The organism is Thalassospiraceae bacterium LMO-SO8, from assembly GCA_031655335.1.
Taxonomy (GTDB): domain Bacteria; phylum Pseudomonadota; class Alphaproteobacteria; order Rhodospirillales; family Casp-alpha2; genus UBA1479.
The window spans coordinates 624,032-648,941 of the sequence record CP134226.1 but is presented as its reverse complement, the minus strand read 5'-3'; the positions used below and the strand labels follow the sequence as shown (position 1 = coordinate 648,941).

General features: G+C 62.4%; 29 protein-coding genes. 23 read left to right on the top strand and 6 right to left on the bottom strand.

Annotated elements, in window-relative coordinates; genetic code table 11:
• Positions 1-15 precede the first annotated feature (15 nt).
• The 6 genes from RJ527_03125 (at position 16) to RJ527_03100 (ending at position 6,093) form a co-directional block, all read left to right on the top strand.
• A complete protein-coding gene (locus tag RJ527_03125) occupies positions 16-453 on the top strand; it encodes an Hpt domain-containing protein (GenBank protein ID WND76742.1) in 438 nt (145 codons plus the stop codon).
• A gap of 223 nt (positions 454-676) precedes the next feature.
• Positions 677-2,341, top strand: coding sequence for a short-chain fatty acyl-CoA regulator family protein (locus RJ527_03120; protein WND76741.1), 1,665 nt, complete (start codon positions 677-679; stop codon positions 2,339-2,341).
• Positions 2,342-2,838: 497 nt separating this feature from the next.
• Positions 2,839-3,519, top strand: coding sequence for a Fe2+-dependent dioxygenase (locus tag RJ527_03115; GenBank protein WND76740.1), 681 nt, complete (start codon positions 2,839-2,841; stop codon positions 3,517-3,519).
• 195 nt (positions 3,520-3,714) lie between these two features.
• Positions 3,715-4,422, top strand: coding sequence for an ABC transporter permease (locus RJ527_03110; GenBank protein WND76739.1), 708 nt, complete (start codon positions 3,715-3,717; stop codon positions 4,420-4,422).
• Positions 4,415-5,185, top strand: coding sequence for an ATP-binding cassette domain-containing protein (locus RJ527_03105; protein ID WND76738.1), 771 nt, complete (start codon positions 4,415-4,417; stop codon positions 5,183-5,185). The genes RJ527_03110 and RJ527_03105 overlap by 8 nt, the downstream gene beginning before the upstream one ends.
• A gap of 68 nt (positions 5,186-5,253) precedes the next feature.
• Positions 5,254-6,093, top strand: coding sequence for a substrate-binding domain-containing protein (locus tag RJ527_03100; GenBank protein ID WND76737.1), 840 nt, complete (start codon positions 5,254-5,256; stop codon positions 6,091-6,093).
• A 72-nt stretch (positions 6,094-6,165) separates the two neighbouring features.
• Here RJ527_03100 and RJ527_03095 read toward each other — a convergent pair whose 3' ends face one another.
• Complete coding sequence (locus tag RJ527_03095) at positions 6,166-7,086, bottom strand: helix-turn-helix transcriptional regulator (protein WND76736.1); 921 nt, start codon at positions 7,084-7,086, stop codon at positions 6,166-6,168.
• Between the two features lie 215 nt (positions 7,087-7,301).
• On the opposite strand from RJ527_03095, the gene RJ527_03090 reads away from it, so the two are divergent.
• Positions 7,302-10,562, top strand: a complete 3,261-nt coding sequence (locus RJ527_03090; GenBank protein ID WND76735.1) for a type ISP restriction/modification enzyme — start codon at positions 7,302-7,304, stop codon at positions 10,560-10,562.
• 82 nt (positions 10,563-10,644) lie between these two features.
• Here RJ527_03090 and RJ527_03085 read toward each other — a convergent pair whose 3' ends face one another.
• Both RJ527_03085 and RJ527_03080 read right to left on the bottom strand, forming a co-directional pair.
• Positions 10,645-12,048: an allophanate hydrolase gene (locus RJ527_03085; GenBank protein WND76734.1), complete on the bottom strand. Its 1,404-nt coding sequence runs from the start codon at positions 12,046-12,048 to the stop codon at positions 10,645-10,647.
• Positions 12,049-12,197: 149 nt separating this feature from the next.
• Positions 12,198-12,959 carry a Crp/Fnr family transcriptional regulator gene (locus RJ527_03080; protein ID WND76733.1) on the bottom strand — a complete coding sequence of 254 codons (762 nt, stop codon included), beginning with the start codon at positions 12,957-12,959 and terminating at the stop codon, positions 12,198-12,200.
• A 294-nt stretch (positions 12,960-13,253) separates the two neighbouring features.
• On the opposite strand from RJ527_03080, the gene modA reads away from it, so the two are divergent.
• The 9 genes from modA to RJ527_03035 all read left to right on the top strand — a co-directional run bounded on the left by modA (position 13,254) and on the right by RJ527_03035 (position 19,604).
• Positions 13,254-14,033 (top strand): molybdate ABC transporter substrate-binding protein, encoded by a 780-nt coding sequence (gene modA, locus RJ527_03075; GenBank protein ID WND76732.1) that lies wholly within the window; start codon positions 13,254-13,256, stop codon positions 14,031-14,033.
• Between the two features lie 63 nt (positions 14,034-14,096).
• The gene (modB, locus tag RJ527_03070) at positions 14,097-14,786 is read left to right on the top strand and encodes a molybdate ABC transporter permease subunit (GenBank protein ID WND76731.1); all 690 of its coding nucleotides are present in this window, start codon (positions 14,097-14,099) and stop codon (positions 14,784-14,786) included.
• 10 nt (positions 14,787-14,796) lie between these two features.
• Positions 14,797-15,486, top strand: coding sequence for a molybdenum ABC transporter ATP-binding protein (gene modC, locus RJ527_03065; protein ID WND76730.1), 690 nt, complete (start codon positions 14,797-14,799; stop codon positions 15,484-15,486).
• 16 nt (positions 15,487-15,502) lie between these two features.
• Complete coding sequence (locus RJ527_03060) at positions 15,503-15,844, top strand: nitrile hydratase subunit beta (protein WND76729.1); 342 nt, start codon at positions 15,503-15,505, stop codon at positions 15,842-15,844.
• On the top strand, positions 15,831-16,157 hold the full coding sequence (locus tag RJ527_03055; GenBank protein WND76728.1) for a nitrile hydratase subunit beta: 327 nt from the start codon (positions 15,831-15,833) through the stop codon (positions 16,155-16,157). The genes RJ527_03060 and RJ527_03055 overlap by 14 nt, the downstream gene beginning before the upstream one ends.
• Positions 16,154-16,768, top strand: a complete 615-nt coding sequence (locus RJ527_03050; GenBank protein ID WND76727.1) for a nitrile hydratase subunit alpha — start codon at positions 16,154-16,156, stop codon at positions 16,766-16,768. Before RJ527_03055 ends, RJ527_03050 begins: the two co-directional genes overlap by 4 nt.
• Before the next feature lie 184 nt (positions 16,769-16,952).
• Positions 16,953-17,936, top strand: coding sequence for an NrtA/SsuA/CpmA family ABC transporter substrate-binding protein (locus tag RJ527_03045; protein WND76726.1), 984 nt, complete (start codon positions 16,953-16,955; stop codon positions 17,934-17,936).
• 1 nt (position 17,937) lies between these two features.
• Entirely contained in the window at positions 17,938-18,756 is an 819-nt protein-coding gene (locus RJ527_03040; GenBank protein ID WND76725.1) for an ABC transporter permease, read from the top strand.
• Positions 18,753-19,604, top strand: a complete 852-nt coding sequence (locus RJ527_03035; GenBank protein ID WND76724.1) for an ABC transporter ATP-binding protein — start codon at positions 18,753-18,755, stop codon at positions 19,602-19,604. The genes RJ527_03040 and RJ527_03035 overlap by 4 nt, the downstream gene beginning before the upstream one ends.
• Positions 19,605-19,620: 16 nt before the next feature.
• Here RJ527_03035 and RJ527_03030 read toward each other — a convergent pair whose 3' ends face one another.
• Positions 19,621-20,244 (bottom strand): trimeric intracellular cation channel family protein, encoded by a 624-nt coding sequence (locus tag RJ527_03030; protein WND76723.1) that lies wholly within the window; start codon positions 20,242-20,244, stop codon positions 19,621-19,623.
• A gap of 212 nt (positions 20,245-20,456) precedes the next feature.
• Here RJ527_03030 and RJ527_03025 point away from each other — a divergent pair, with 212 nt between their 5' ends.
• The 7 genes from RJ527_03025 to RJ527_02995 are packed head-to-tail and all read left to right on the top strand — an operon-like array spanning position 20,457 to position 23,223.
• Positions 20,457-20,582, top strand: a complete 126-nt coding sequence (locus tag RJ527_03025) for a hypothetical protein (protein WND76722.1) — start codon at positions 20,457-20,459, stop codon at positions 20,580-20,582.
• A 60-nt stretch (positions 20,583-20,642) separates the two neighbouring features.
• Positions 20,643-20,972, top strand: a complete 330-nt coding sequence (locus RJ527_03020) for a hypothetical protein (GenBank protein WND76721.1) — start codon at positions 20,643-20,645, stop codon at positions 20,970-20,972.
• Positions 20,972-21,172 carry a hypothetical protein gene (locus RJ527_03015; protein WND76720.1) on the top strand — a complete coding sequence of 67 codons (201 nt, stop codon included), beginning with the start codon at positions 20,972-20,974 and terminating at the stop codon, positions 21,170-21,172. The genes RJ527_03020 and RJ527_03015 overlap by 1 nt, the downstream gene beginning before the upstream one ends.
• Before the next feature lie 58 nt (positions 21,173-21,230).
• Positions 21,231-21,407: a hypothetical protein gene (locus RJ527_03010; GenBank protein WND76719.1), complete on the top strand. Its 177-nt coding sequence runs from the start codon at positions 21,231-21,233 to the stop codon at positions 21,405-21,407.
• Between the two features lie 16 nt (positions 21,408-21,423).
• Positions 21,424-21,693 carry a DUF1488 domain-containing protein gene (locus RJ527_03005; protein ID WND76718.1) on the top strand — a complete coding sequence of 90 codons (270 nt, stop codon included), beginning with the start codon at positions 21,424-21,426 and terminating at the stop codon, positions 21,691-21,693.
• A gap of 58 nt (positions 21,694-21,751) precedes the next feature.
• A complete protein-coding gene (locus tag RJ527_03000; GenBank protein ID WND76717.1) occupies positions 21,752-22,492 on the top strand; it encodes a serine protease in 741 nt (246 codons plus the stop codon).
• A gap of 47 nt (positions 22,493-22,539) precedes the next feature.
• Positions 22,540-23,223, top strand: coding sequence for a hypothetical protein (locus RJ527_02995; GenBank protein WND76716.1), 684 nt, complete (start codon positions 22,540-22,542; stop codon positions 23,221-23,223).
• Between the two features lie 11 nt (positions 23,224-23,234).
• Here the strand turns inward: RJ527_02995 and RJ527_02990 are convergent, their stop codons facing one another.
• A complete protein-coding gene (locus RJ527_02990) occupies positions 23,235-23,936 on the bottom strand; it encodes a glutathione S-transferase family protein (protein WND76715.1) in 702 nt (233 codons plus the stop codon).
• Between the two features lie 43 nt (positions 23,937-23,979).
• On the bottom strand, positions 23,980-24,870 hold the full coding sequence (locus tag RJ527_02985) for an ABC transporter substrate-binding protein (protein WND76714.1): 891 nt from the start codon (positions 24,868-24,870) through the stop codon (positions 23,980-23,982).
• Between the last annotated feature and the right edge of the window lie 40 nt (positions 24,871-24,910).

Below are 24,910 nucleotides of genomic sequence, written 5' to 3'. Positions count from 1 at the left end.
TTATCGAGGGCATCGATGACAGAAACGCCACCACCGGATAACGAAGACAGTCGGCTTGCCGCGCCTGCGCCGTCCCGTCGCCTGCCCGATACCCTGCCGGGGATCGATATGGGCGCGTTCCGTGAGATGGTTCGCGGCAACGACGACATGATCCACAAGCTGCTGGGCAAGTTTCTCGACGCCTATGGGGGCAAGGCGGCGGAGATCGGGGCCGACGTGGCGGCGGGCAATTTTCAACGCGCCATCGGCGACGCCCATGCGTTGAAGGGCGTCAGCGGCAACATCCGTGCGACGGAGGTGTTCGAGGCGGCGAAAGCCCTCGAAGCGGCCTTGAAGGCCGCCCCCGAAGGCCCGGACATCGGGCCGCTGCTGACCGATCTCGCCGGCGCGTTGGACAAGGTCATGGCCGGACTGAGCGACGCGCTCGGACATCCGCCGAATCCGCCGGCCTAACGGGACCGGCGGGTCTCTTCCCCCTTGTGGAACGCGCCGTTCAGGGTGCGTGAACAATTCACCAAAATATCGCAGTTCTTCTTATTATTACTTGATTTTGGCGGCTGAAATCCCGAAGACAGACAGGTGAACATCGGTTAATATGCCCCAAACCTACACCCGGGCGGAACGTTAGACCCGGGACAGGGCAACTATTTCGTGGATTTCCACGAGGGGGAATATTATGCCGCGATCGCCAATGTTGGGCGCGCGCCTTCGGCGGCTCCGCAAGGACCGTGGACTGACGCAGGTTAAGCTCGCCGAAATTCTCGGCATCTCGCCCAGTTACCTGAACATGATCGAGCACAACGACCGGCCCTTGACCGTGTCGCTGCTGCTCAAGCTTTCGGAAGCCCTCGGCGTCGATCTGCGGGACTTTTCCGCGGGCGACGAGGTGCGCATCAAAAGCGACCTGGAAGAGGCCCTGTCCGATCCCATGTTCGGCGGCACCCGTCCCTCGGCGGCGGAGCTGGACGAGTTCGTGACCTCCGTACCCGACATCTGCCGTTCGTTCCTGCGGCTCTATCGATCCTACCGCAACAGCCGCGAGGATGTGGAGGCGCTGACGGACAAGCTGGCCTCCAGCCCCTATCTGGTGGCCTCCAGCCATTCCGTGCGGACCCTGCTGACCTCGGTCCGCAGCTTCTCGGAAATCCTGCTCGACAACATCGATCTGGCCGCGGCCGAGCGTCAACAGTTCCTCGGCATCGTCGTCGACGGCACGGAAAAACTCACTTTGCAGGTCGACGAATTGCTCCGCTTCATTACCGGCGAGAACCTCGACAACCTTCTTGAAAGCCGCACGCCGACGGAAGAGGTCGGCGACTTCACCGAACGTAACGACAATTTCTTCGACGATCTGGACCGCCGGGCGGAGGCGCTGCGCGCCGAAATCGGGATGGAGACCGTGGGGTTGTTTTCGCGCCTGTCCGAGGTGTTGCGGGACCGTTTCGGGATCGAGGTCGAAACCACGGGCATCGGGGATGCGGGCCGGGGGGGCGCCGTGGTCCCGGCGGTGCGCCTGGAGTCCGGGGCGGGGGGCGGCGGCGGGCGGTTGGTCGTGCGCGACGATTTGGCCCTGCCCAGTCTGCGCTTCCATCTGGCCCGCGAGACGGGCCGCCGCGCGGCCGCCGACCTGATCGACGCCTGGGTCGAGGAAGCGGGATTGTCCCCCGCGTCCGAGGATTTATGCCGCGACTATCTGGCGGGGTATTTCGCCGCCGCGGTGCTGATGCCCTATGGCGCCTTTCTCGACCGCGCGCGCGCCTATCGCTACGACGTGGAGCGCCTGAGTCAGGCCTTCGGCGTCAGCCTGGAACAGGCCTGCCGGCGTCTCGCGACCCTGCGTCGCCCGGGCGAGGAAGGCGTGCGCTTCCACTTCCTGCGCATCGACAGTGCGGGCAACGTGTTCCGGCGGGTGCCCGGTTCGGGCCTGCCGATTCCCCGGTTCGCGGGAATCTGCCCGCGCTGGAACGTGCATGCGGCCAGTGGGCGGCCGGGCACCGTCGATGCTCAGGTTCTGCAATTGGCCGACGGCAGCGCCTATCTTTCCGTCGCCTTCGGTCAGCGCCGGCCCGGGTCCGGGTACAATGCGCCCGACGGCAGCTATGCGCTGGCGCTGGGCTGCCGGCTGGAGGACGCGGGCGAGCTGGTCTATTCGGGCGGCCTGGACCTGACGCGGTCGGAGACCTTCCTGCCCGTCGGCGTGACTTGCCGGCTGTGCGAACGGACAGATTGCGCTCAGCGGGCCCACCCGACCCTCATCCATGCCGTCGAGCGCGGGGCGCCGGCGCCGGATAAATCGGCCCTTAAGGCGGCCCGCAAGCAGGCCGCGTCGCTTTCCGACTGACGGACGTCCCAAGGGGCAGGGACGCGGACAAAAAAAGCGCGGGTCCGTAAGACCCGCGCTCGATCACCAGTCTTTGGGACGATTAAGACCTAGCTGGTCAGAATGCCGACCGCGATCAGAATCGCGAAGACAACCGGCAGGATCAGGAACGCTTTATTGATTTTGCCCATGACTGCTCTCCCATTATGAAATCCGTAAATCAACGCCTTGCGTGAAGGCCGGCGGGCCGATCTTCGACAGGCGACCGGCGGGTGCCGGATTGCGTATTGTTAATATTACACTTTTCTTTTTACGCGGCAACTTAAATGCTGATTTCATTATAAAAATAGCGTTAATGAGTGTGTATAAAATTATGTGTTTAAGTGAATCATGTAAAATTAAGGAAGGCTGGGGGCTGCTCTGCGGGCGGTTTCCGCCGACTGCGGCTGTCCCGCGTGCTATCATCGGTCCGTTGCCGTGGGCGTGGGGTGCGCGGGGGCAGGGGAGTTGGCGAGACGATGATCATCCACGTGGAAAAACTGCTCGATGACGGCGGGCTCGGCGAAATCGACGCCATTCTCGACGATGTCCCCTGGATCGACGGGGCGGACGGAATGCGCGGCGACATCAAGGCCGTGAAGCGAAACCGCCAGGCCGACCGCGCCGCCGCCGGCGATGCCCTGGCGCCGGCCGACCGCCTGGTCATGGGCGCGGTCGGGCAGTCTGCGCCGATCCGCAACGGGACCTTCCCGCACCGGGTCATGCGCCCGCTTTACGCCCGTTACGGCGTGGGCGCGGGGTATGGCCTGCACACGGACAACCCCTTCATCGGCAACCCGGAATCGATCCGCGCCGACGTATCCTGCACGCTGTTCCTGAATGCGCCCGAGGATTACGACGGCGGCGAGCTGGTCATCCTGGCCCCCGGCGGCGAGGTCAAGGTCAAGCTGCCTCGGGGCGCCGCCGTGGTCTATCCGACCGGCTGGCATCACCGGGTCGAGGTCGTGACAAGGGGCGAGCGGCGGGTCGCCGTGACCTGGATCCAAAGCCGGGTCGCCTCCGCCGAGCGGCGCGAGATTCTGGCCGAAGCCAACGGCGTCGCCCATCACCTGCACCAGACAGCGGCCAACAGCCCGGCCGCCCTGACCGCGCAACGGGTGTTCAACAGCCTGATGCGGCGCTGGGCCGAGGGCGGCTAAGCGCCGCCAACCCCTTCTTGAGACAACGGCTGAACCGGCCCCGCCCACGGCCTTTCCGGGCCGCCGGGGATGCTTGCACCTCCCCGGAATTTGTGCAAAATTACGACAAATACGAATAATTATGCATAATTTACGGAATCGCGGAGGAACACGTCCTCCGCGTCCTGGGAATGGGAGCGGGCGGACAGCCAGACGATGCAGGATTTCGGCCAGGCCTTCCTCACGGCCTTCTCATTGCTGTTCAGCTTCGACGCGGACCTGATGGAAGTCATCGGGCTGTCGCTGCGGGTCAGCCTGACGGCCCTGCTGGCGGCGGGGGTGATCGGCCTCAGCATCGGGGCCTTGCTGGCCGTGACGCGGTTCCCCGGCCGCGGCGTGGCGCTGGTCGTCGTCAATTCCATGATGGGCCTGCCGCCGGTGGTGGTCGGCCTGATCATCTACATGCTGCTGTCCAACGCCGGGCCGCTCGGTTTCATGGGGCTGCTCTATACCCCCACGGCGATGATCATCGCCCAGGCGGTCCTGATCCTGCCGATCATCGCCGCCCTGTCGCGCCAGGTGATCGAGGACCTGCACAATGAATACGCCGACCAGTTCCGCTCGTTCTGCGTGCCCACGGGCCGCATGATGACGGAGTTGCTGTGGGACGCGCGCTATTCCCTGCTCACGGTCATGCTGGCCGGGCTCGGCCGCGCCATGGCCGAGGTCGGCGCGGTCATCATCGTCGGCGGCAACATCAACCATCTGACCCGCGTCATGACGACGACCATCGCGCTGGAGACGTCAAAGGGCGACCTGCCCCTGGCGCTCGGCCTCGGCGTCGTGCTGCTGACCATCGCACTCGCCATCAACGCGGGCGTCATGGGCTTGAACGCCACGGCGAAAAGGCAGGCCTATGCGTGAGTTGCGCCCCGCGAACGTTATCGATCTCCGCAATCCACGGGACGGCGGCACCGGGGCCGACCTGTTTCCCGTCGCCATCGAGGACCTGACCTATCAGGCCGGCGGCGCGGTGCTGATCAAGGGTATCGACCTGACCCTGGACGCCCATGGCGTGACCGTCATCATGGGCCCCAACGGGGCCGGGAAAAGCCTGCTGCTGCGGCTCATGCACGGGCTGCTGGAGCCCTCGGGCGGCGGCGTCACCTGGGGCGGCCATCCGCTCGACGAGGCCGTCCGCCGCCGTCAGGCCATGGTGTTCCAGCGCGCGGTGATGCTGCGCCGCTCCGTCGCCGCCAACATCGATTTCGTGCTGCGCCTGCGCGGCCGTGCCGACCCGGCCCGGCGGCGGGAAATCCTGGAACACGCGGGCCTCGCGGCCCAGGCCGACCAGCCGGCGCGGCTGTTGTCCGGCGGCGAACAGCAGCGCCTGGCCCTCGCCCGGGCCCTGGCCACGGAGCCGGACGTGCTGTTCATGGACGAGCCGACGTCGAACCTGGACCCGGCCTCGACCCTGGTGATCGAGGACATCACCAAGGCGGCCCGCGACCGCGGCACCAAGATCGTCTTCATCACCCACGACATGGGCCAGGCCCGCCGCCTGGCCGACGACGTGGTGTTCATGCACCGGGGCAAGGTGCTGGAGCACAGCCCGGCGGCGGCGTTTTTCAATCAACCGTCCTCGGCCGAGGCCGGCGACTACATGGCGGGCAAGATCATCCTGTGATCCGGCCGCCCAACGAGACCGATCAACCCAGCAACCATCAAACGGAACCAGCAATCAGGGAGATATCCATGAAAACAGTTAAACGGATCACTTTCGGCGCGGCGGCCCTCGCCCTTGCCGTGGCGGCGGTCGCCGCCGCCCCGGCCCAGGCCGACGGCAAGTCGATCATCGTGCAGTCGACGACCTCGACCCAGAATTCGGGCCTGTACGGCTACATGCTGCCGATCTTCGAAAAGAAGACGGGCATCAAGGTCAACGTGGTCGCCGTCGGCACCGGCCAGGCGATCAAGAACGCCCAGAACTGCGACGGCGACGTGCTGCTGGTCCACGCCAAGCCGGCGGAGGAAAAGTTCGTCAAGGAAGGCTACGGCGTGACGCGTTCCGACGTCATGTACAACGACTTCATCGTCGTCGGCCCGCCCAAGGACCCGGCCAAGGTCGGCGGCATGAAGGACGCGCCCAAGGCGTTCAAGATGATCGCCGACGCCAAGGCGACCTTTGCCTCGCGCGGCGACAATTCCGGCACGCATAAGAAGGAAGTCCGCCTGTGGAAGGCCGCCGCCGTCGACATCAAGAAGGCGTCGGGCGGCTGGTACCGGGAAACCGGCAGCGGCATGGGCGCCACCCTCAACGCCGCCGTCGGCATGGGCGCCTATGCCCTGACCGACCGCGCCACCTGGATCAGCTTCAAGAACAAGGGCGACTACAAGATCCAGGTCGAGGGCGACAAGCAGCTGTTCAACCAGTACGGCATCATCCTGGTCAACCCGAAGAAGTGCCCCAAGGTGAAGCAGGCCGAAGGCCAGGTCTTCATCGACTGGATTTTGTCCAAGGACGGCCAGGACACCATCGCGTCCTACAAGCTGAACGGCTTGCAGCTGTTCTTCCCGAACGGCAAGTCGTCGTAACGGCAGGGACGTTCATGCGATCGGGAAAGGGCGGGCCTTCGGGTCCGCCCTTTTTCTTATTCGGTGGGCCGCTCACGCCCCCACGAAATGCACCTTGCCCAGGCCGGTGATGTCGTAGCCGCCCATGGTCAAGGCCTTGAAGCGGAAGGCTTCGGAGCGGCAGAAATCCAGGAACGCCTGCATCGGCGGCTCGAACCAGGCCTTGCGGTCGACCAGCAGGTCGAAGCGTTCGCGCAGCAGCGGCACGAATTCCAGCTTCAGCGGCGCGGCCGTGGCGCGCAGGCCCAGCGTGACCTCGCCCATGTGGTCGGCGACGACCTGGGCCGCGTCCGTTTCCGTGCGCGCGGGCTCGGTCATCACGCAGTCCTCGGGGCCGATCCCGGCCTCGGCCAGAAGATGTTCCAAAAGCGCCTGGGTGCCGGCCTCGGCCTGGCGCGGCACGATCAGGCGGCCGCGCAGGTCGGCGATGGTTTTGAACTGATCGGCGGATATGGGATCGACGATCAATCCCCGCTCGCGCCAGGCGAATTCGACCAGCACGCAGGGCGCCGCCGCCGCGTAACGGCGGACCCAGCCGATGTTCCAGGCCGCGTCGTCGCCGCTGTTTCCGGCCTCGGGATCGAACATGTGCAGGCCGGCGGCGATGCCTTCGCAATCGGCGAACCGCGCCAGCCCGTCGGCGGAGCCGTCGAAAAAGGTCGCGAGCCCGCAGCGCGACTGGCGCAGCGCCCAATCCAGCAGCGGATCGTGGGAGCCCAGGAACACGCCCGGAAGCACCCTGGCCGGTTTCGTGGATGCGGTCTCCATGGCGGCCGCCGCCCCGTCGCCGGCCATGCCGCGGGCGACCCAGGCCTCGATCTCGGCGCGGGGAAACAACAGCTTGCCCATGGCGCGGGAACACGGAATCCGCCCCGTGGCGGCCAGGTCATAGACCTTACGCTGCTTGATGCGCAGAAAGTCCGCCAGTTCCTTGGTGGTCATGTATTCGGTCATGGGGCCGCAGTTTTGCGGAAAGGTCCGTTATTTACAAGTGGACATAACGGGGCGGCATGGCAGCGGAATTCTCAAGCGCGATGGGGATGGCCGGGTTGGCCATCGCGCGTGTTGGGCTTTTAGTTTCACACGTTTTGGAATTATAGAAGTTCCGGGACTGATTTGATTCGTCTACAAAGAAATCGTGATAATGCATGTTGATGTGGGGAGCGCACATGGCGGGCGACAAGGCAATCTCGGCTTACCTTTCCGCAATCAACAGTGCCTTGAAGGCTGGCACGGCAACGGAACACACACACCGCCCCGCCTTAAAAACTCTGATTGAAGCAGTTGCATCTTCGAACAAGATGACGGTGGTTGCCACCAATGAGCCCAAGCAGGAGGCTTGTGGCGCCCCGGATTATGTAGTCACGGCGAATTCCATCCCACTTGGCCATATCGAGGCTAAGGATGTGGGCAAGGATTTGGACGTTGTCGAAAAAACGGATCAGTTAAAGCGTTACTTAGAAGGTCTGCCCAACCTAATCCTCACGGACTACCTGGAATTCCGCTGGTACGTTTTCGGCGAACACCGAATGACGGCAACCCTTGACAGAAATAGCGGCGACGGGGGCGATGAAGTTCACAACCTTATCTCTGAATTCCTCAAGACAAAAATCAAAACGATTTCATCGGCTTCGAACCTTGCCGAACGAATGGGAGGACTGGCCCGCCTGATGCGCGACAGCATTCGCTTGGCGTTCAAGGCTGAGGATAAAGGCGGTGAATTACACAACCAGTTGAAAGGTTTTCGCGCAGTACTAATTGACGATTTGAGCGAAGACGACTTCGCCGATATGTATGCGCAGACGATCTGTTATGGGCTTTTTGCCGCGCGGTGTAACCATAAAGGAAAAGAGCCTTTTTCCCGCTACAAGGCGGCGCATGAACTGCCCAAGACCAATCCTTTTCTGCGCAAGATTTTTGATCATATCGCCGGACCGGGCCTCGACGAGCGTGTCACCTGGATTGTCGATGATTTGGTCGAGCTCCTGGAACGAACCGATATCAAAAGTATTTTGAAGGATTTCGGGCGCCGGACACGGCGCGAAGATCCCGTGGTCCATTTTTACGAAACCTTCCTGGCGGAATACGATCCGGCAATGCGAGAAAGGCGCGGCGTCTATTACACGCCGGAGCCTGTCGTCAGCTATATCGTGAAAAGCGTTGATGAGATTTTGAAGCGCGACTTCAAAATCGCCGATGGTTTAGCTGACTACAGCAAGGTCAAAGTCCCAAAAACGCTGACCGGCGGAAAGAAAGAGGCGCACAAGGTCACGATCTTGGACCCGGCCACTGGTACCGGCACCTTCCTGCATGAAGTCATCCGAATGATACGTGCGCATATTGAGTCGACCGGGCAAACCGGAAGTTGGAGCAGTTACGTCTCTCAACATCTACTCCCGCGCATTTTTGGGTTTGAACTGCTGATGGCGCCCTATGCCGTATGCCACATGAAGCTCGGCCTACAGTTGGCAGACATGGGGTATGACTTCAAAGCTAATGAGCGTTTGCGGGTTTATCTGACCAATTCGTTGCAGGAAGCGCACGAAATGACAGGTTTGCCGTTGTTTGCTGGGGAAATTGCTCGGGAGGCGTTTGAAGCTGGCGAAGCCAAGCAGGACCACCCCGTGATGGTGGTATTGGGTAATCCACCTTATTCCGGTCATTCGGCCAATAATGGGCCGTGGATTCACAAATTGGTGCGTGGCGAGGACATCATCACGGGATCAAAGACCGAAAATTACTTTGAGGTTGACGGGCAAAAACTTAGGGAGCGGAACCCGAAATACCTAAACGACGACTATGTGAAATTCATTCGATTTTCTCAATGGCGCATCGAACAAACCGGCCACGGTATACTGGCGTTCATCACGAATCACGGTTACCTCGACAATCCAACATTCCGAGGTATGCGTCAGAGCTTGATGTCCACGTTTGACGACATTTACGTCCTCGACCTGCACGGAAATACAAAGAAAAAAGAGAAAGCGCCCGACGGCTCGGCAGATAAAAATGTGTTTGATATCCAGCAAGGTGTCAGCATTGGAATATTTGTAAAAAAGAAGAACGGAAAATCTGACAAAACTACTTCTGTAAAGCATGCCGAGCTTTGGGGGTCACGCGATGGTGTCTCTTGGATCGGTGAAAAGCAAATCCCCATGGGAGGTAAGTACGATTGGCTATACAAACACAATGTATCAAATACAAAATGGAATAAAGTAAATCCTGAGAGTGAATGGTACCTTTTTAAACCAATGGATGGTACGCTTTATCCAGAATACATGGGGCTTGATAGTGTTTTAGACATTTACGAGGTCAGCACGAACGGCTTCAAGACGCACCGAGATCATTTTGCTGTCGCTTTCACGGAGCAGGAAATTCATGACCGTATAAATTCTCTTCGGACTGCCAACGTTTCTTTGAGAGATTTGAGGGAAATATACAAACTCCCAGATACTAGGGATTGGAATTTTTCTGATGCATTGCAAAAATTAAGAAATAAGAAAAGTATCCAAGATCGTATAGTTCCTTGCCTATACCAGCCACTTGATCAACGCTACACATATTACGATTCAGTAATGATGGATTGGCCTCGATTTGAAACCGGCCGTCATGCTTTGCATGAAAATTATTGTATTGCGGTGGGCCGGCAAGGGCTGGCCGTTGGGGATGACACATGGAATCTTGTCACCGTTGGCCAGCATGTTGCGAATACCAATCTTTTTCGGCGTGGTGGCATCCAATATTTCCCTACGTATCTCTATCCGAAGGACGAAAAGGAGGATCTTTTTGATCTTCCGGATGGTGATTCAGATAGTCCTGGCGGAAGAAAACCTAATTTCACTGTGCGGTTTATTTCGAAAATTATTAGCAAAACAGGTCTTGATTGGATCGTCGATGGTCGTACTGATCTGAAAAAAACTTTTGGACCTGAAAATGTCGCCGCATACGTGTACGCGGTTCTTCACAGTCCTGAATACAGACGGCGATATGCTGATTTTCTGGAGATTGATTTTCCTCGCTTGCCGTTGACCCGTGACGTCAAGTTATTCCGCGCGCTTTGTAATTTCGGAGAAGAACTGATCGATCTCCATTTGATGGGGAACAAAATTAAGTCGGTTACATCATATCCTGCTGAAGGCGATCATGTGGTAGATCAGGTTCAGTTTACTACGGCTAAGGGCAGGCAACCGGCACGGGTTTGGATCAACAAGGCCCAGTATTTTGAAGGTATTCCACAGGCTGTTTGGGATTTCCATGTTGGCGGATACCAAGTCTGTCATAAATGGCTGAAGGATCGCATGGGGCGTGAATTGTCATTTGATGATCAGCAGCATTACCAAAGTATCGTTTCTGCATTGGCTCGCACAATTAAGTTGATGGCGGATATTGACGCCGTTATTGACGATCATGGTGGCTGGCCGCTGAAGTAATCAGCCGTCGCCGGCGGCGTAAACAAACCACTTCTGACGGGTGTCGTCAGTGCCTCAAGCCCGATCAGGGATTAACCCTCCGTCACGCTCCGGGAAAGGCCTGCCCCGTGGCGCCCAGGGTGTCGACTCGCCGCCGGTGGAAGCCGTCGGCGAAGGCCGCGAGGAACGGGTCGCTGAACGCGGGGCCGACGAAGGTCATGCCCATGGGCAGGCCCGACGGCAGGAAGCCGTTGGGCACGGCGATGGCGGCGAGGTCGGCCATGGAGGCAAAGTTCAGGTAATAGCCGTTGCTGGCGTTGGTCGGGATCGGGTCGGCCATGACCTGGGCCACCGTGTAGACGGTGCCGACCGTGGGCACGGCGATCAGGTCGGCGTCGTCGAAGGTGCGGCGGATTTCGCGGGCGTTGCGGTGCAGGCGGTACATGGCCTGGAACGCCTCGGCCGCCGTATAGCGCCCGGCCGCGGTGATGACCTGGCGGACGACGGGGTCGGCGGCGTCCGGATTGGCGCGGATGAAGTCGCCGACCATGGCGTCCCGTTCGGCGATCCAGGGGCCTTCGAACATCATGCGGCTGGTCTCGAAGAACACGTCGAAATCGATCTCGGTCAGGGCGTGGCCCATGGCGGTGAGTTCGGCCAGGCCCCGGTCGAACAGGGCTTCGGCCTCGGCATTGCCGAAGAAGGTGCGGCTGGCCTTGCCCGGCACCGCGATGCGGAGCGGCACGCCCGCGTCCTGCACGGGGGGCTGGGCAGGGGCCGCGCGGCCGTAGACGTCGTCCGGGTCGACGGCCTGGCAGGTTTCCAGCACGCGGAGCGCGTCGGCCGCCGTCAGGGCATAGACCGAGACCGTGTCGAACGACGGGCTGGCGTTGACCATGGCGGTGCGCGGAAACAGGCCCAATGTCGGCTTGAGCCCGACCACGTTGTTGTAGCTGGCGGGCACGCGGCCCGAGCCGCCGGTGTCGGAGCCGAAGGCGAAGCCGCACAGCCCGGACGACACGGAGACGGCGGCGCCGGAGCTGGAGCCGCCCGGGATGTAGTCGGCGTCGAACGGATTGCGGGCGACGCCGTAGGGCGTGCGCACGCCGACCACGCCGGTCGCGAACTGGTCCATGTTGGTCTTGCCGATCAGGACGGCGCCGGCGTCCAGCGCGCGCTGCACGGCCAGATTGGTGCGCTCTGCCGTATAGGCATAGGCCGGGCAGGCCGAGGTCGTCGGCAGGCCGGCGATGTCGATGCAGTCCTTGACGCTGAACGGGATGCCGTAAAGCGGCAGGGCCGCCCGGTCGGCCGGCGGCAGGGCGGCCAGCGCGCTGGCGCGGGCCAGGACGGTTTCGCCGGGCACCTTGTAAATCCACACGCCGTCATCGCCGCGTGCCTCAATCGTGCCGAGGACATGGGCCGCGACGTCGACGGGCGTGACGTCGCCCGCGGCGTAGGCCGCCCGGAGGGCCGTGAACTCTAGGGTGATGGTCAGTGGGGTCATGGCTGTCTCGAACGGGCTGTCTCGAACATGGGCGATCCGTCATGCCGGCGGCGAAGATCAGGCACCGGCGTCTGATCCGACTCATGGCCGATCGCCGCGCAGGTCGGCGAGCAAATATTTGCGGTGGAGGGAAGAGAGGGAGCTTGGCGTCAGTCGCAGAGGGCGCGCAGGCCCTGGACGTCGATGATGCGGATGGCGTCGCCGCGGCGGTCGATCAGGCGTTTCTTCTCGAACTTGTCGAGGGAGGTCGAAATCGACTGCCGGGTCGAGCCGATCAGGTTGGCCAGTTCCTCCTGCGTGAAATGCTGATGCAGGTGGGCGCCGTTGCCGCCGTCCACCGCGGGGGCGGCCAGGGTCAACAGCAGGTGACCGAGGCGGCTGGTCTTCGACTGCGTGCCCATGATCTGCAACAGGGCCGTGTAGCACATGCTTTTGTAGGTCAGGCCTTCGATCAGGGCGATCGCCAGGTTGGGGGTGTCGCGGATCAGGCCGCGCAGCACCATGCCCGGCAGCCACAGGCCGACCGATGCCTCGACCGCGACCGACGACCACATGTGTTCGCCGCCGCCCAGTATCTGGGGGGCGCCGACGAAATGGCCCTTGGGCCAGTAGGCCAGGGTGATCTCGCGGCCGCTGGGCGAGGTGTAATAGGAGCGCACCCGCCCGGCGCGGATGAAATGGATGCCGTCGTGGGCGTCGCCCTGCTGAAAAAAATAGTCGCCCGCCTTGTATGCGGTCTCGCGGCCGGCGCCGACCAGGCGGTCCAGTTCCGCCGGCGTCAGCAGTTCGAGAATGTTCGGGCCGCTGTCGACGGGCAGGCCGTCCTCGGTCAGGCGCAGGACGGCGCTCAACGACGCTTCCGGGGCGCGGTCGGCAAGATCGTATGTCGGCGGCGTTTCGTCGGGGGTCATGAAAAGGGGCGGGCCTGACTACGGGGTAATTCTTGCTGCACTGCAAAAACGCTATCATACTGACTGAATTATGCGCAACATATTGGCTGTGGTGAATTTTTGGGCAGATATGACGGTGTTCGCCCGGGAAGACGCAAATATTTGCGTTACGGCATGCCATTCAGCCGCTTCTATCCCATGCGACGATGTCAGCGCGCAGAGCGGACCGCCCGATGCACAATCGCGGCAAAAAAGTCCGCCGGCATCTTCAAGGAAGCATCAAAGGCAACCTTTTTCGAAGATGTGGAGGCACCAATGCGCAGCTTTATCACCACCCTGAACAAGGGAATCCTGGCTCTGGCCATCGTCGCGGGCACGGTCGGCGCGGCCCGGGCCGACGTTCTCACGATTTTTTCCGCCGTCAGCACGACCAACGCCATGAAGGAAATCATCGCCGCCTACAAGAAAAGCGGCGGCGAGATCCGGGTATCGTTCGGCGCCACCTCGACCCTGGCCAAGCAGATCGAGAACGGCGCGCCGGCGGATATCTTTCTTTCGGCCGACAACAAGTGGATGGACAGGCTCGAGAAGGCCGGATTCATCAAAAGCGAGACCCGCGTCCCCGTGGTCGCCAATTCGCTGTCCCTGGTCAAACCCAAGGGCTCGGATTTCCCGATGATCAAGATCGAGAAAGGCATGAAGCTGAAGGACGCGCTGAAGGGCAAGCGCATGGCCGTGGGCGACACGGACCACACGGCGGTCGGGCTCTACTTCAAGGACGCCGCCAAGTACCTGGGCATCTGGGAAGAGGTCGAGCCGACCCTGGCCATGGCGCCCAGCGTGCGCGCGGGCCTGACCATGGTCGAACGCGGCGAAGTCGGCGCGGGGATCGTTTTCAAGACCTCGGGCCTGGTCAGCGACAAGGTCGAGATCGTCGGCGATTTCCCCCAGGAATCCCATGGTCCGATCACCTATCCGATTGCTCAGGTCAAAACCTCAAGCAACCCGGACGTTGCGAAGTTCTATGCGTTCCTCAAGACCGCGCCGGCCAAGGCCGCCTTTTCGAAGTACGGCTTCAAGCCGATCATGGAATAGGCACGGGCCCCGTCCAATGGCGGCCATGAACGATGACCAAAGAAACGGGAAAGGGCCTGCGGTATGGAACTGACAGACGTTGAAAGCGAAGCCATCTATCTGAGCTTGAAGGTCTCGTTATGGGCGGTTCTCGTCTGCCTGCCGCTGGCCCTTCCCGTGTCCTGGCTACTGGCGCGCAAGGAATTCATCGGCAAGAACGTTCTGAACGGCATCATCCACCTGCCGTTGGTCCTGCCGCCGGTGGTCATGGGCTATCTTCTGCTTGTGTCCTTCGGCTCCAACGGTTTCCTGGGCGCCCCGCTCAAGGAATGGTTCGGGATCACCTTCGTGTTCTCCTGGCGCGGCGCGGCGTTGGCGGCGGCGGTGGTGTCCTTTCCGTTGATGGTGCGGACCATCCGGCTCAGCTACGAAGCCATGGACCGCAAGCTGGAGGCCGCCGCCTATACCCTGGGGGCCCGGCCGTTTCGCGTGTTCTTCACGATCACCCTGCCGTTGATTCTGCCCGGTGTCCTCGCCGGCTGCATCCTGGCCTACGCCCGCTGTCTGGGTGAATTCGGGGCGACCGTCACCTTCGTCTCCAACATCCCAGGTGAAACCCGGACCATCCCCATCGCCATCTACAACCTGGTCCAGCAACCGGACGGCGACGCCATGGCCGGGCGGCTGGTCGCGATTTCCCTGGTCCTGGCCATGGTGGCGCTGGTCGGCGCGGAATTCCTCAACAAGCGGCTTGCCAAAATCCTCAACGGGTAGCGGACACGACATGATTTCCATCATCCTCGACAAGGTTCTCGGCGGCATTCATCTCAAGGTCGACGTCGAGCTTCCCAACAGCGGGGTGACCGTGTTCTTCGGTCCCTCCGGCTCCGGAAAAACAAGCGTCATCAATCTGTTGTCCGGAATGATGCGGCCCGACAAGGGCTTCATCAAGATCCATGACCGCGTCCTGTTCGATTCCGAAAAAAGAATCTCCGTGCCGCCCTATGAGCGGCGGATGGGCTACATCTTCCAGGAAAGCCGCCTGTTTCCCCACCTGACCGTGACGGGCAACCTGCGCTACGGGTACCGCGAGGGCGGCCAGATCGTCTTTGACGAGGTGGTCGAGCTTCTCGGCGTGGGGCATCTCCTCAAGCGCCGGCCCCACCACCTGTCCGGCGGCGAAAAACAGCGCGTGGCGATCGGCCGGGCGCTGTTGACCAATCCGGACCTTCTGTTGATGGATGAGCCGCTCTCGGCCCTCGACGAATTGCGCAAGGAGGAGATCATCCCCTTCATCAAGCGCATCCGGGACGAATTCTACACGCCGATCGTCTACGTCACGCACTCGACCCAGGAGGTGGAGCGCCTGGCCAACAACGTGGTCGTGATGAAGAACGGCGTCGTCACCGCATTCGGTCACGTCGATGAAATTCTTCCGGTCCTCAAGACGGCGACCATGAAAGAAGCCGTATAGATGAAGGAGACGCGCCGTGGAGCATGATCATTCCCACCACCGGGCCATGCACGACCTGGGTGGCCAGGATCATGGCGAGTTCTTCGTCTCCGAACATGCGCCGTCGGATTTCGACAAGGATGTCGACGCCCTGGTCAATCTGCTCGCCCTCAAGGAAACCGGCCTTGTCCGTCCCGACGAGCGGCGGCGGGGCATCGAGGAACTGCCGCCGGAGATTTACTTCGACGCAACCTATTATGAACGCTGGCTGTTCGGCGTAACCAACATCCTTATCGAAAAGGGGATGTTGGACGAGGACGAGATTTCGCGCGAGATTGCGCGGCTGGAAGCGGACGGGATCGGCGATGGCGCGCGCTGACGGGACCGCCGCACCGCCTGGAAAGCCGTTGGATATTGGCGCGGCCGTGCGCGTTGCCGCGCGCTTTCCGGACAAAGGGCATGTGCGCACGCCGTATTACCTGCGCGGCAAGCGGGGACGGGTGGTCCGGTATTTCGGCGTCTTCCTCGATCCGACGGCCCTGGCCGTCGGCGCGGAACGTCCCGAGGCCTGTCGCTTGTACCAAGTCCAGTTTGAGTATGACGAGGTCTGGGGGCCTGCCCTTTCGGAGCCGTCGGGCAACACGATGATCGTCGCCGATCTATTCGATCAATGGCTGGAGGAAATGACATGAACGCGGTGCAGGACGGATTGACCGCGCGGATCATGCAGGAGGGCCGGTCCGCCCTGCTTATGCAGGCGGTCGTCAATCTGCTGATCCGCAAGGATCTGATCGATGCCGGGCGCCTCGACGCCGTCCGCCGGGAGATCGATACGCGCCAACCGATGCTCGGCGCGCGCCTGGCGGCGCGGGCCTGGACGGATGATCGGTTCCGCGACCTGCTGCTGACCGACGCCAAGCAGGCCGTGTTCGACGAACTGGGCATCCGCATTTCCCAGGGGCCTGAATTCGTCGTCGTCGAGAACACGCCGGACCGGCATCACGTCATCGTTTGCACGCTCTGCTCGTGCTATCCCAAGGCGGTCCTCGGGTTGCCGCCGGAGTGGTATAAAAGCTTCGCCTATCGGTCGCGCATGGTCATCGAGCCCAGGGCGATCCTGCGCAAGTTCGGTACGGAACTTCCCGAGAATACCGAAATCCGTGTCATGGATAGCACGGCCGACATGCGCTACATGGTGCTGCCGCTGCGGCCGCCGGGCACCTCTCACCTGACAACCGATGAACTTGCCGCCCTGGTTTCGCGCGATGACCTGATCGGCGTCACTGTCCCAGGGGCGCCGTGACCGATCCGCCGATTGTTTTCCGGAAAAGGCAAATATTTGCTTATCCGCCGCCGGGCTTTCCCGTCTCATGGGCGGCATAACAACCGGGCCGGCGGGGCAACGATCCCGCTCAAGGTCCGTTCGGGGGAAACACCGCCCTGGTTCACGCACCTTCGCCGACGCGAAGGCAGGAAGGAGACAGCAGATGCCCATGATTTCCAGATTGAAGGCCGGCGGACTGGCGGCGGCGCTTGCGGCGGTGCTTTTCGCCGGGCCCGCGGAGGCCGCGAAGTTCAAGGCGACCCTGGCGCAGAACATGTCGCCGATTTCCGGCGTCACGATCGTCGCCAAGGACAAGGGGTTCTTCGAAAAGCACGGCCTGGATATTTCCGTCAGCGGCTTCACCTCGGGCAAGCAGTGCCTGAACGCCGTGCTCGGCGGCGCCGCCGACATCGCGACCACGGCCGAGGCGCCGACCACCGCCGCCGCCATGTCGAAGCAGCCCATCGCGTTTCTCGCCCGCATGGAATATTCCGACCTCAAGACCCTGACCGCGGCCGCTTCGGGCATCAAAAGCCTGGCCGACCTCAAGGGCAAGAAGATCGCCTTCACCGCCGGCACCGGCAGCGAGGTCTATACGGTCGCGCTGCTCAAGAAGGCGGGGCTCAGCAAATCGGATGTGAAGCTGACCAACCTGCGCCCGCAGGACATGCTGCCGGCGTTGTCGGCCGGGGACATCGACGCCTACAACACCTGGGAGCCGCACGTCAGCAACGGCGTCAAGGCCATGGGGGCGAAGGTCGCCGAACTGGATACCAAGGGCATCTACGCGGAAACCTTCAACATCGTCGTGATGAAATCCTACCTGAAGGACAACCCCGAGCTGATTTCCGCCTTCCTCAAGGCGCTGCTCGAGGCCGAGGCCTGGATGAAGGCGAACCCGGAAGAAGCCATCGCGACGGTCGCCAAGGTCGCGGGCATGAAGGCCGACGCCCTGGCCGCCATCTGGAAGGACTACGTCTATAACGTCGTCCTCGACCAGAAGCAGTTGGACGTGCTGACCGCTCATGCCGCCTGGCGGCTCGAATCCGGCAACCACCCGCCGGGTGCCACCATGCCCGATTTCTCCACGGTCATCGTGCCCGGCCCGCTGAAGGCCGTCGCCCCCGACCGGGTGACGATCCCCTAAGATGCCGGGACCCGTCGAAAATATCGCCGCGGCAGACGGCCCGGCAAGCAAGCGGGCCGCAAGGTTCTGGCAGGGCGAGGCGGTCAACCGCCTCGTCCTCGCCGCCTCGCTGCCGCTGTTCTTCGGTTTGTGGGAGATCGTGTCGCGCTCCGGCGTCGTCAACGTGATCCTGTTTCCACCGCCGTCGACGGTGCTCGGCGCCCTGCTGGACTGGCTCGAAAGCGGCCAGCTTCTGATCGATTTCGGGATGAGCGCGTCGCGCGTCGTCGTCGGCTTCTTCGTCGGCGCCGTTCTGGGCGCCCTGGTCGGCATCCTGACCGGCCGCTACCGGCTGCTTTCCAGTCTGCTCAGCCCCGTGTTCCAACTGCTTCGCCCGATCCCGCCGATCGCCTTCGTGCCCATCGTGATCCTGTGGTTCGGGCTGGGCGAAACCGGCAAGTACTTCCTGGTCGTCTGGGGCGTGTTCTTCACCGTGTGGATCGCCGCCCACCTGGGCGTGCAGCGGGTTGACGAAAAACTGATCCGCGCGGCCCGTGTGCTGGGCACGCCGGAGAAACGCATGCTGCGCGAAATTCTGCTGCCGGGGGCGCTGCCGTATATCTTCGTCGGGCTGCGCACCTCGGTCAGCATTTCCTTCTACACCCTGGTCGCGGCCGAACTGGCCGGGACCTTCGCGGGCCTGGCCTACCGCATCGACATCGCCCAGCAGAACCTGCAGATGGGTCAGATGATGGGCGGCCTGGTCATGCTCGGCGTGATCTCGGCCGCTGCCGACAAGCTGTTCGCCGTGTTCGCGGAAAAGGCCGTCTGGTGGTCATGATGAAAGACGCAACGCGGAACACGCCGGCCCCGGCCGCTGAGACTCCGGCGAGCGGCGCGGCCATCTCGGTCGACAATGTCTCGATCCTGTTCGGCGAGGGCGACAATGCGTTCCTGGCCGTCGACCGGGTCAGCACGGAAATCGCGGCGGGCGAGTTCGTCTGCATCGTGGGGCCGTCGGGATGCGGGAAATCGACGTTGTTGAACGCCATCGCGGGGCTGGAGCACGCGACCAGCGGCGCGGTCCGGGTCGACGGCGCCGTGGTCACCGGCCCGGGCGCCCAGCGCGGCATGGTGTTTCAGCAGCCGGCCCTGTTTCCCTGGAAGTCGGTGCGCGAAAACGTCGCCTACGGCCCGCGCATGGCCGGGCGGGACAACGACGAGGCGCGGCGGATCGCCGACGGGCTGTTGGAGATGGTCGGGCTTGCCGCGTTCGGCGACAAGCGCCCGCAGACCCTGTCCGGCGGCATGCAGCAGCGCGTGGCCATCGCCCGCGCCCTGGCCAACACGCCGAGCATCCTGTTGATGGACGAACCCTTCGGCGCGCTGGACGCGCAGACCCGGGCGATGATGCAGGAAAGCCTGCTGCAGATCTGGCATCAGGTCGGGACCACGGTGGTGTTCGTCACCCATGACATCGACGAGGCGATCTTCCTGGCCGACCGCATCCTGGTCATGAGCGCCGGGCCGGGGCGGTTCGTTCAGGAAATCGCCGTCGACATCGACCGTCCGCGCACGCCCGAGATCGCCGTCGACCCGCGCTACGTGGACATAAAGCGCCGGTCCCTGGACATCATCCGCCGGGAAAGCACCCGCGCCTTCGAACAACAGTTGAAATCCGTGCTGTAGGGGCGCCGGTCCGCTGTTAATACTCCCGCCCCGGCCGTGGCCGATAGACGGGCAGAGACAGGCCCCGGGCGATGCCCAGGGCGCGCAGCGCGAAGCCGGCCGTGAAGCCCATGGCGACGGCGGCTTCCTTGGGCACGTCGAGGCCAACGAGCACGACATAGACCGTGGCCGCCAGCGCCGCGCAGGTGGCGTAGACCTCCTTGCGCAGGATCAGCGGCGTTTCGTGGCAGACCACGTCGCGGATCAGCCCGCCGAAGGTCGCCGTCATCATGCCCATGATGATGGCGATAAGTGGGCTGGCTCCGGTCTGAAGCGCCAGTTCGGCCCCCATGACGCCGTAGAGCGCGATGCCCAGGCCGTCGGCCCAGAGCAGCAGGGCATGGCGGCGCTGGATCACATGGGCGGTGAAGAACAGCAGCGTTGCGACGGTCAGACAGATGACGATGGGCTTGGGATCGGCGATCCAGAACACGGCGCGGCCCAGCAGCAGGTCACGCAGGGTGCCGCCGCCGACGCCGGTCAGGCAGGCCATCAGGCCGAAGCCGACAAGGTCCATTTCCTTGCGGCTGGCGACCAGCGCGCCGGACGCCGCGAACACGCAGACGCCGAGCAGATCGAGAAGGGAGAGGACGGATTGCATGACGCGACTGTCGCGGATTCACGCCGCCGCCGCAACCTCAAGAGCAGGGGGATATGGTGGCTGTCTGTGGCCCGTCGGCAGAAAATATAAAATGTTCATAAAGTTATTGTCTGAAAATTATAAAATAAAAGTCATATGTGTATTGAAAATTAGATTATCAAATACCATATGATTAAAACGGATATATTTCCGCTTATCAAAGGAATTAAACAATGTCCTTCAAGGATTTTTCAACGGGCAATAAGCCTGCAAAACCCACCGACGCCGCCGATAAAGCCACCGACGCCGCGACCAAGCCCGCCGCCAAGCCTGCTGCGGACATACCGGCCAGCAAGTGACCCTGCCCGCGGAGGGCAAGGAGAAATAGGCCGTTTTCCGCCGGTATTGCGGAAAGATGGATGGCGGGCAACGAGATGCCCGCCTGGAGGCCGACAGTGACAATACGCACAACCGAAAAGACGGTGACATTCGCGCGCCCGTTCGTTCTGGACGGCTTTGACGAAGTGTTGCCGGCGGGCGATTACAGGGTCGAAACGGATGAAGAGCTCCTGCAATCCCTGTCGTTCCCGGTGTTTCACCGGGTGCGCAGCGTTATCTACCTGCATCGCGGGATCAACGCCGCGCGAAACGCCCGCGCCCTGACGATTGATCCCAACGACCTTGATGCGGCCTTGGTCCGTGATCAGGGGCCGCCTCAAACGGGACCCATGCCTGCGGAGGGCCGCTGATGATCACCGATCAGGACACTCGGGACCGCACGGCGCGGGACGCTTCACTGGAAGATCATTTGCGCCATCCGGACGATGCGGCCGCAGCCGTGCCGGCAACACCGGCGGCGCCGGCGGAAAAGTCTTTGTTTCAGTTGTCTTCGGAACTGAAGAACCTGATCCGCGGCGATCGCATCTTTCGGGCCGGTGCAAAGCGCTGACCCCGGATCATCCGGTCGGTCGGGCCGTGGATCACGCGTCAAATTTTGAGGAGTCATCATGAAGAATGTGGACAGGAAGAAGCCGAAGAAAGCCGAGTTCATTTCCGAGGTTGAGGAAATGGCGGCGCACGGGATCACGAAAATGACGATCGAGTACTATTGCATCGGCAAATACCGCTACACCAATCTTGAAGGTGCCGTGGCCCAGGCGCAGCGCGCCGCGCGCGAAGGCTAGGCGGGGACGGCCACGGATGAGTCTGAATTTTCCCAACGTCAGCCGCAGTTTCGAGGCAAAGCGCAACCGAGTGCGGTTCTGGGGCTATGACAGCGCCCTGGAAATCACCTTTTTCGTGGACAGCGGCCTGCTGGCCAGGCTCTGCCCCGATTGCGGGGATGGCGAGGCCGGCCTTCTTAAGGCTTTTGACACCATGATCGAGCGCATTCATGACGCCGCGCGGAAGGCGTATAAAGGAAACCGCGAACGGTCCGACATTTTTGTCCTGACGGAGGCGCAGTTTTGAGTTGGTGCAACATTTTCCCGGGAATGGGAGCGCAAGGTGCGGCGGGAGATGCCGGACGATGATCGACCCCCTGCTGTTCACGTCCCCCCGTCTGTTCACCTTCGAGCATGACCGCCATCTGACCAACGCGAGCGGTTTTTTCTTCGCCCGCGACGACCGGCTGTTCCTGGTGACCAGCCGTCATGTCGTGCACGACGCGCCGAGTGAGCACTTCCCCAACCGCATCGAAATCGAAATTCACACCAACGCGGGCAACCTGGCCGAATCCACCGGCCTGTCGATGCTGTTGTACCAGGACGGCAAAAGCATTTGGCGCGACGGGGCCGACGGCAAAGGGGTCGTCGACATCGCCGTGATCGAGGTCGACCGCGCGGCGCTGCCCAAGACGGCGGTCATTCAGGCCTTTACCCCGGATCATCTGGTCGGCTCGGACGAGCACGTGGAAATCGGCAGTTCCCTGCTGGTGGTGGGCTTTCCCTTGGGCTTTCACGATACGCTGCACCATCTGCCCGTGGTTCGTCAGGCGGTCGTTGCGTCGTCCTACGGGCTGCGCTTTCAGGGCGAGGGCTATTTCCTGACCGACGCCCGCACCCATCGCGGGACCAGCGGTGCGCCGGTGGTCATGCGGGTCGGCGACGGCGACCTGGGCGTTCTGCCCTGGAAATTGCTGGGCGTTCATTCGGCCCGGCTCGACATCGGCACGCGCGATCTTAAGCTGGACGAAGCCCTGGGCCTCAACTGCGCCTGGTACGCCGATATCCTGATGCCCCTGACGGAACCGAAAGACAACCCGGTCTAAATAAACCCGCCGGACCCGATCCGGCCAAAAACGAAAGCGACCCGAAAATGTTGCCTGTTATGCCCGCCCTGCGGTCCTGTGCCCTTGTCTTGATCGTTCTCGCGGCCTGGTTTGCCGCCCCTGCGCCATTGTCGGCTCAGACGGTTGCCGCCCCTCTTCCGGCCAACGCCCACGGCGACGGCCTGGGCCGGGGTTGGGAATGCGACGAGGGCTTCCGCAAGATCGACGGCGCCTGCGCTGCCGTATCGGTGCCGGACAACGCCTTCATGACCAACGTGTCCTACGGCCGGGGTTGGGAATGCCTGCGCGGTTATAGGGAAAAGGGCGAAACCTGCGTCGCGGTCGTGATTCCGCCCCATGCCTTCCTCAGCGCCTATGGCGACACCTGGGAGTGCGCGCGGACCTACCGCCGCGACGGCGAAGCTTGTGTCGAGATCAAGGTGCCCAAGAACGGCTACCTGACCAACGTCAGCCACGGTGCCGGATGGGAGTGTGAGCGGGGATACCGCGAGTCCGACGGCGTCTGTGTCGCCGTCAAGGTTCCGAACAACGCCTATTTCGTCGATACGTCCTACGGCGAAGGCTGGAAGTGCGAGCGCGGATACCGCCTTGAGAACGGCGCCTGCGCCGAAGTCCAGGTGCCGCAAAACGCGCACCTCGACCGTACCGGCAACGATTGGGAATGCAATCCGCCGATGACGCGGCAGATGAACACCTGCCTGCGGCCCTAAAAGGCGGCCGCTTACTCCGCCGCCCGGGCCTCTGTCTTCAACCCCCAGGCCAACGCCCCCCGGCGTTCCAGGTTTTCGTCGAAGGCTTGGGGAAACTCCGGCGGAACCGACCCGGTCACGGCGTCGGTCGCGAGCAATGCATCGACCCAAGCGGCGACCAGGGGGAAATCGTCCAGCAGCCCGGTCTTCAGGTGTTCCTCGCACAGCATGAAACGCTGGAAGAAGGGGGCGTAGGCGGCGTCGACCAGGCACATGTCGGGACCGTTGAAATAGGGGCCGTCGTTGCCGCGTTCCTTGGCGATGGCGGCTTCCAGGCGGGCGACCCGCTGGCGCGCTGTTTCCAGCGCCCCGGCCAGGGCGTCCTTGGACTCGCAATAGGACAGGTTGTTCAGCCCGGGGCCCCAGGCGAAGGTCGGCAGGAAGTCGGTCCAGGCCCGGTTCTTGGCCCGCTTGACGGGGTCTGCCGGGTGCAGGCGGGGTTCGAACACCTCGTCCAGGTATTCGGCGATGGCGTTGGATTCGAACAGAACCTCGCCGTCGACCTTCAGCACCGGCACCTTACCGTGAGGCGAGAGCTCCAGGAACCAGTCCGGCTTGTCGCGCAGGTTCACGTAGGTGACGTCGAAATCCACGCCCTTGGCGCGCAGCATGATGACGGCCCGCTGCACCCAGGGGCAGGTGACGGCGCTGATCAGGTGGAATGTTTCCGGCATGGCGTCGTCTCCCGGCCCTGGTTGCGTGGTTCGGCGGCTATCCTCAATCGGTCTCGGGCGGCAGGCAGCACACCGCCTCGTAGGGATAGCGTTCCTTCAGGGTGCCGAAGTGTTCGAACACGTCCTGGGTCACCGCGTAGGCTTCCTTGGTGATTTCGACATGGGGTGTCCAGCATCCGAGTTTCTGATAGGTCGCGATGCAGTCGGCCAGAACGTCTTCGTCGATCTCGGGGAAATAAGAGCTTTCCGCCTTGGCGATCTCGATGGCCGGGGTCTCGTTCATGTAGACGCGGGTTTTCTTGTAGGCGCGCATGAAGGCCTTGGCCATGTCCGTCGCCAGCCATTCTGGCGTGGCGCACAGGCTGGAGAAGCCGTTGGGGCCGATCTGCGGGCCGACCTGGGCGACGACATGGCCGACGCCGTCCTTTTCCAACTGCTGCGGGAACGGGCCTTGTTGCTGCACATAGTCGCCGAGGCCGTCGCGGAAGGCCTTGTCGATGTCGGCCGCACCCCCGGGGGTGATCAGATTGATCTTGGAAAAATCGATGCCGGCCTTGTGACAGGCGTACATGAACATGGCGCGCGGCTGTCCGCCGCCGAAACAGACGAGGTCGGCCCCTTCGAGCTTTTTCCAGGTGAAATCGGGATCGGCCGCGCGCCCGGTGACGAAGAAGCCGTCCATTTCGTTGATCTGGGCGAAATGCTTGACCTTGGGCGTCTCGCCCTTGCCGAGCGTCGTGAAGCCTTGGGACAGCGCCGATTGCACCACATCGGCGGAGCCGTCGAGCAGGGCGTCGATCGCCGACTTGCCCGGCGGCGACACGGACCAGTTCGGCTCAAGGCCCTCGGCCTTGAGGAAGCCGCCGGACATGGTGGAAATGAGCGGCGAATAGAACGCCGAGAACAGGGTGAATTGGATGTTGATCTTGGCCATGGTCTCCCCCTTAGGGACTGGAATTCGGATGATTGATCTC

Bases quoted from the DNA above. Each gene is read 5' to 3' on its own strand.
- RJ527_03095 (WND76736.1), bottom strand. From the start codon at position 7,086: ATGACCGAATACATGACCACCAAGGAACTGGCGGACTTTCTGCGCATC.
- RJ527_03115 (WND76740.1), top strand. From the start codon at position 2,839: ATGATCATCCACGTGGAAAAACTGCTCGATGACGGCGGGCTCGGCGAA.
- RJ527_02995 (WND76716.1), top strand. From the start codon at position 22,540: ATGTTGCCTGTTATGCCCGCCCTGCGGTCCTGTGCCCTTGTCTTGATC.
- RJ527_03090 (WND76735.1), top strand. From the start codon at position 7,302: ATGGCGGGCGACAAGGCAATCTCGGCTTACCTTTCCGCAATCAACAGT.
- RJ527_03015 (WND76720.1), top strand. From the start codon at position 20,972: ATGATCACCGATCAGGACACTCGGGACCGCACGGCGCGGGACGCTTCA.
- RJ527_03035 (WND76724.1), top strand. From the start codon at position 18,753: ATGATGAAAGACGCAACGCGGAACACGCCGGCCCCGGCCGCTGAGACT.
- RJ527_03085 (WND76734.1), bottom strand. From the start codon at position 12,048: ATGACCCCACTGACCATCACCCTAGAGTTCACGGCCCTCCGGGCGGCC.
- RJ527_03050 (WND76727.1), top strand. From the start codon at position 16,154: ATGAACGCGGTGCAGGACGGATTGACCGCGCGGATCATGCAGGAGGGC.
- RJ527_03020 (WND76721.1), top strand. From the start codon at position 20,643: ATGGCGGGCAACGAGATGCCCGCCTGGAGGCCGACAGTGACAATACGC.
- RJ527_03100 (WND76737.1), top strand. From the start codon at position 5,254: ATGAAAACAGTTAAACGGATCACTTTCGGCGCGGCGGCCCTCGCCCTT.
- RJ527_03120 (WND76741.1), top strand. From the start codon at position 677: ATGCCGCGATCGCCAATGTTGGGCGCGCGCCTTCGGCGGCTCCGCAAG.
- RJ527_03030 (WND76723.1), bottom strand. From the start codon at position 20,244: ATGCAATCCGTCCTCTCCCTTCTCGATCTGCTCGGCGTCTGCGTGTTC.
- modB (WND76731.1), top strand. From the start codon at position 14,097: ATGGAACTGACAGACGTTGAAAGCGAAGCCATCTATCTGAGCTTGAAG.
- RJ527_02985 (WND76714.1), bottom strand. From the start codon at position 24,870: ATGGCCAAGATCAACATCCAATTCACCCTGTTCTCGGCGTTCTATTCG.
- modA (WND76732.1), top strand. From the start codon at position 13,254: ATGCGCAGCTTTATCACCACCCTGAACAAGGGAATCCTGGCTCTGGCC.
- RJ527_03005 (WND76718.1), top strand. From the start codon at position 21,424: ATGAGTCTGAATTTTCCCAACGTCAGCCGCAGTTTCGAGGCAAAGCGC.
- RJ527_03055 (WND76728.1), top strand. From the start codon at position 15,831: ATGGCGCGCGCTGACGGGACCGCCGCACCGCCTGGAAAGCCGTTGGAT.
- RJ527_02990 (WND76715.1), bottom strand. From the start codon at position 23,936: ATGCCGGAAACATTCCACCTGATCAGCGCCGTCACCTGCCCCTGGGTG.
- RJ527_03040 (WND76725.1), top strand. From the start codon at position 17,938: ATGCCGGGACCCGTCGAAAATATCGCCGCGGCAGACGGCCCGGCAAGC.
- RJ527_03025 (WND76722.1), top strand. From the start codon at position 20,457: ATGTCCTTCAAGGATTTTTCAACGGGCAATAAGCCTGCAAAACCCACC.
- RJ527_03010 (WND76719.1), top strand. From the start codon at position 21,231: ATGAAGAATGTGGACAGGAAGAAGCCGAAGAAAGCCGAGTTCATTTCC.
- modC (WND76730.1), top strand. From the start codon at position 14,797: ATGATTTCCATCATCCTCGACAAGGTTCTCGGCGGCATTCATCTCAAG.
- RJ527_03080 (WND76733.1), bottom strand. From the start codon at position 12,959: ATGACCCCCGACGAAACGCCGCCGACATACGATCTTGCCGACCGCGCC.
- RJ527_03000 (WND76717.1), top strand. From the start codon at position 21,752: ATGATCGACCCCCTGCTGTTCACGTCCCCCCGTCTGTTCACCTTCGAG.
- RJ527_03045 (WND76726.1), top strand. From the start codon at position 16,953: ATGCCCATGATTTCCAGATTGAAGGCCGGCGGACTGGCGGCGGCGCTT.
- RJ527_03105 (WND76738.1), top strand. From the start codon at position 4,415: ATGCGTGAGTTGCGCCCCGCGAACGTTATCGATCTCCGCAATCCACGG.
- RJ527_03110 (WND76739.1), top strand. From the start codon at position 3,715: ATGCAGGATTTCGGCCAGGCCTTCCTCACGGCCTTCTCATTGCTGTTC.
- RJ527_03125 (WND76742.1), top strand. From the start codon at position 16: ATGACAGAAACGCCACCACCGGATAACGAAGACAGTCGGCTTGCCGCG.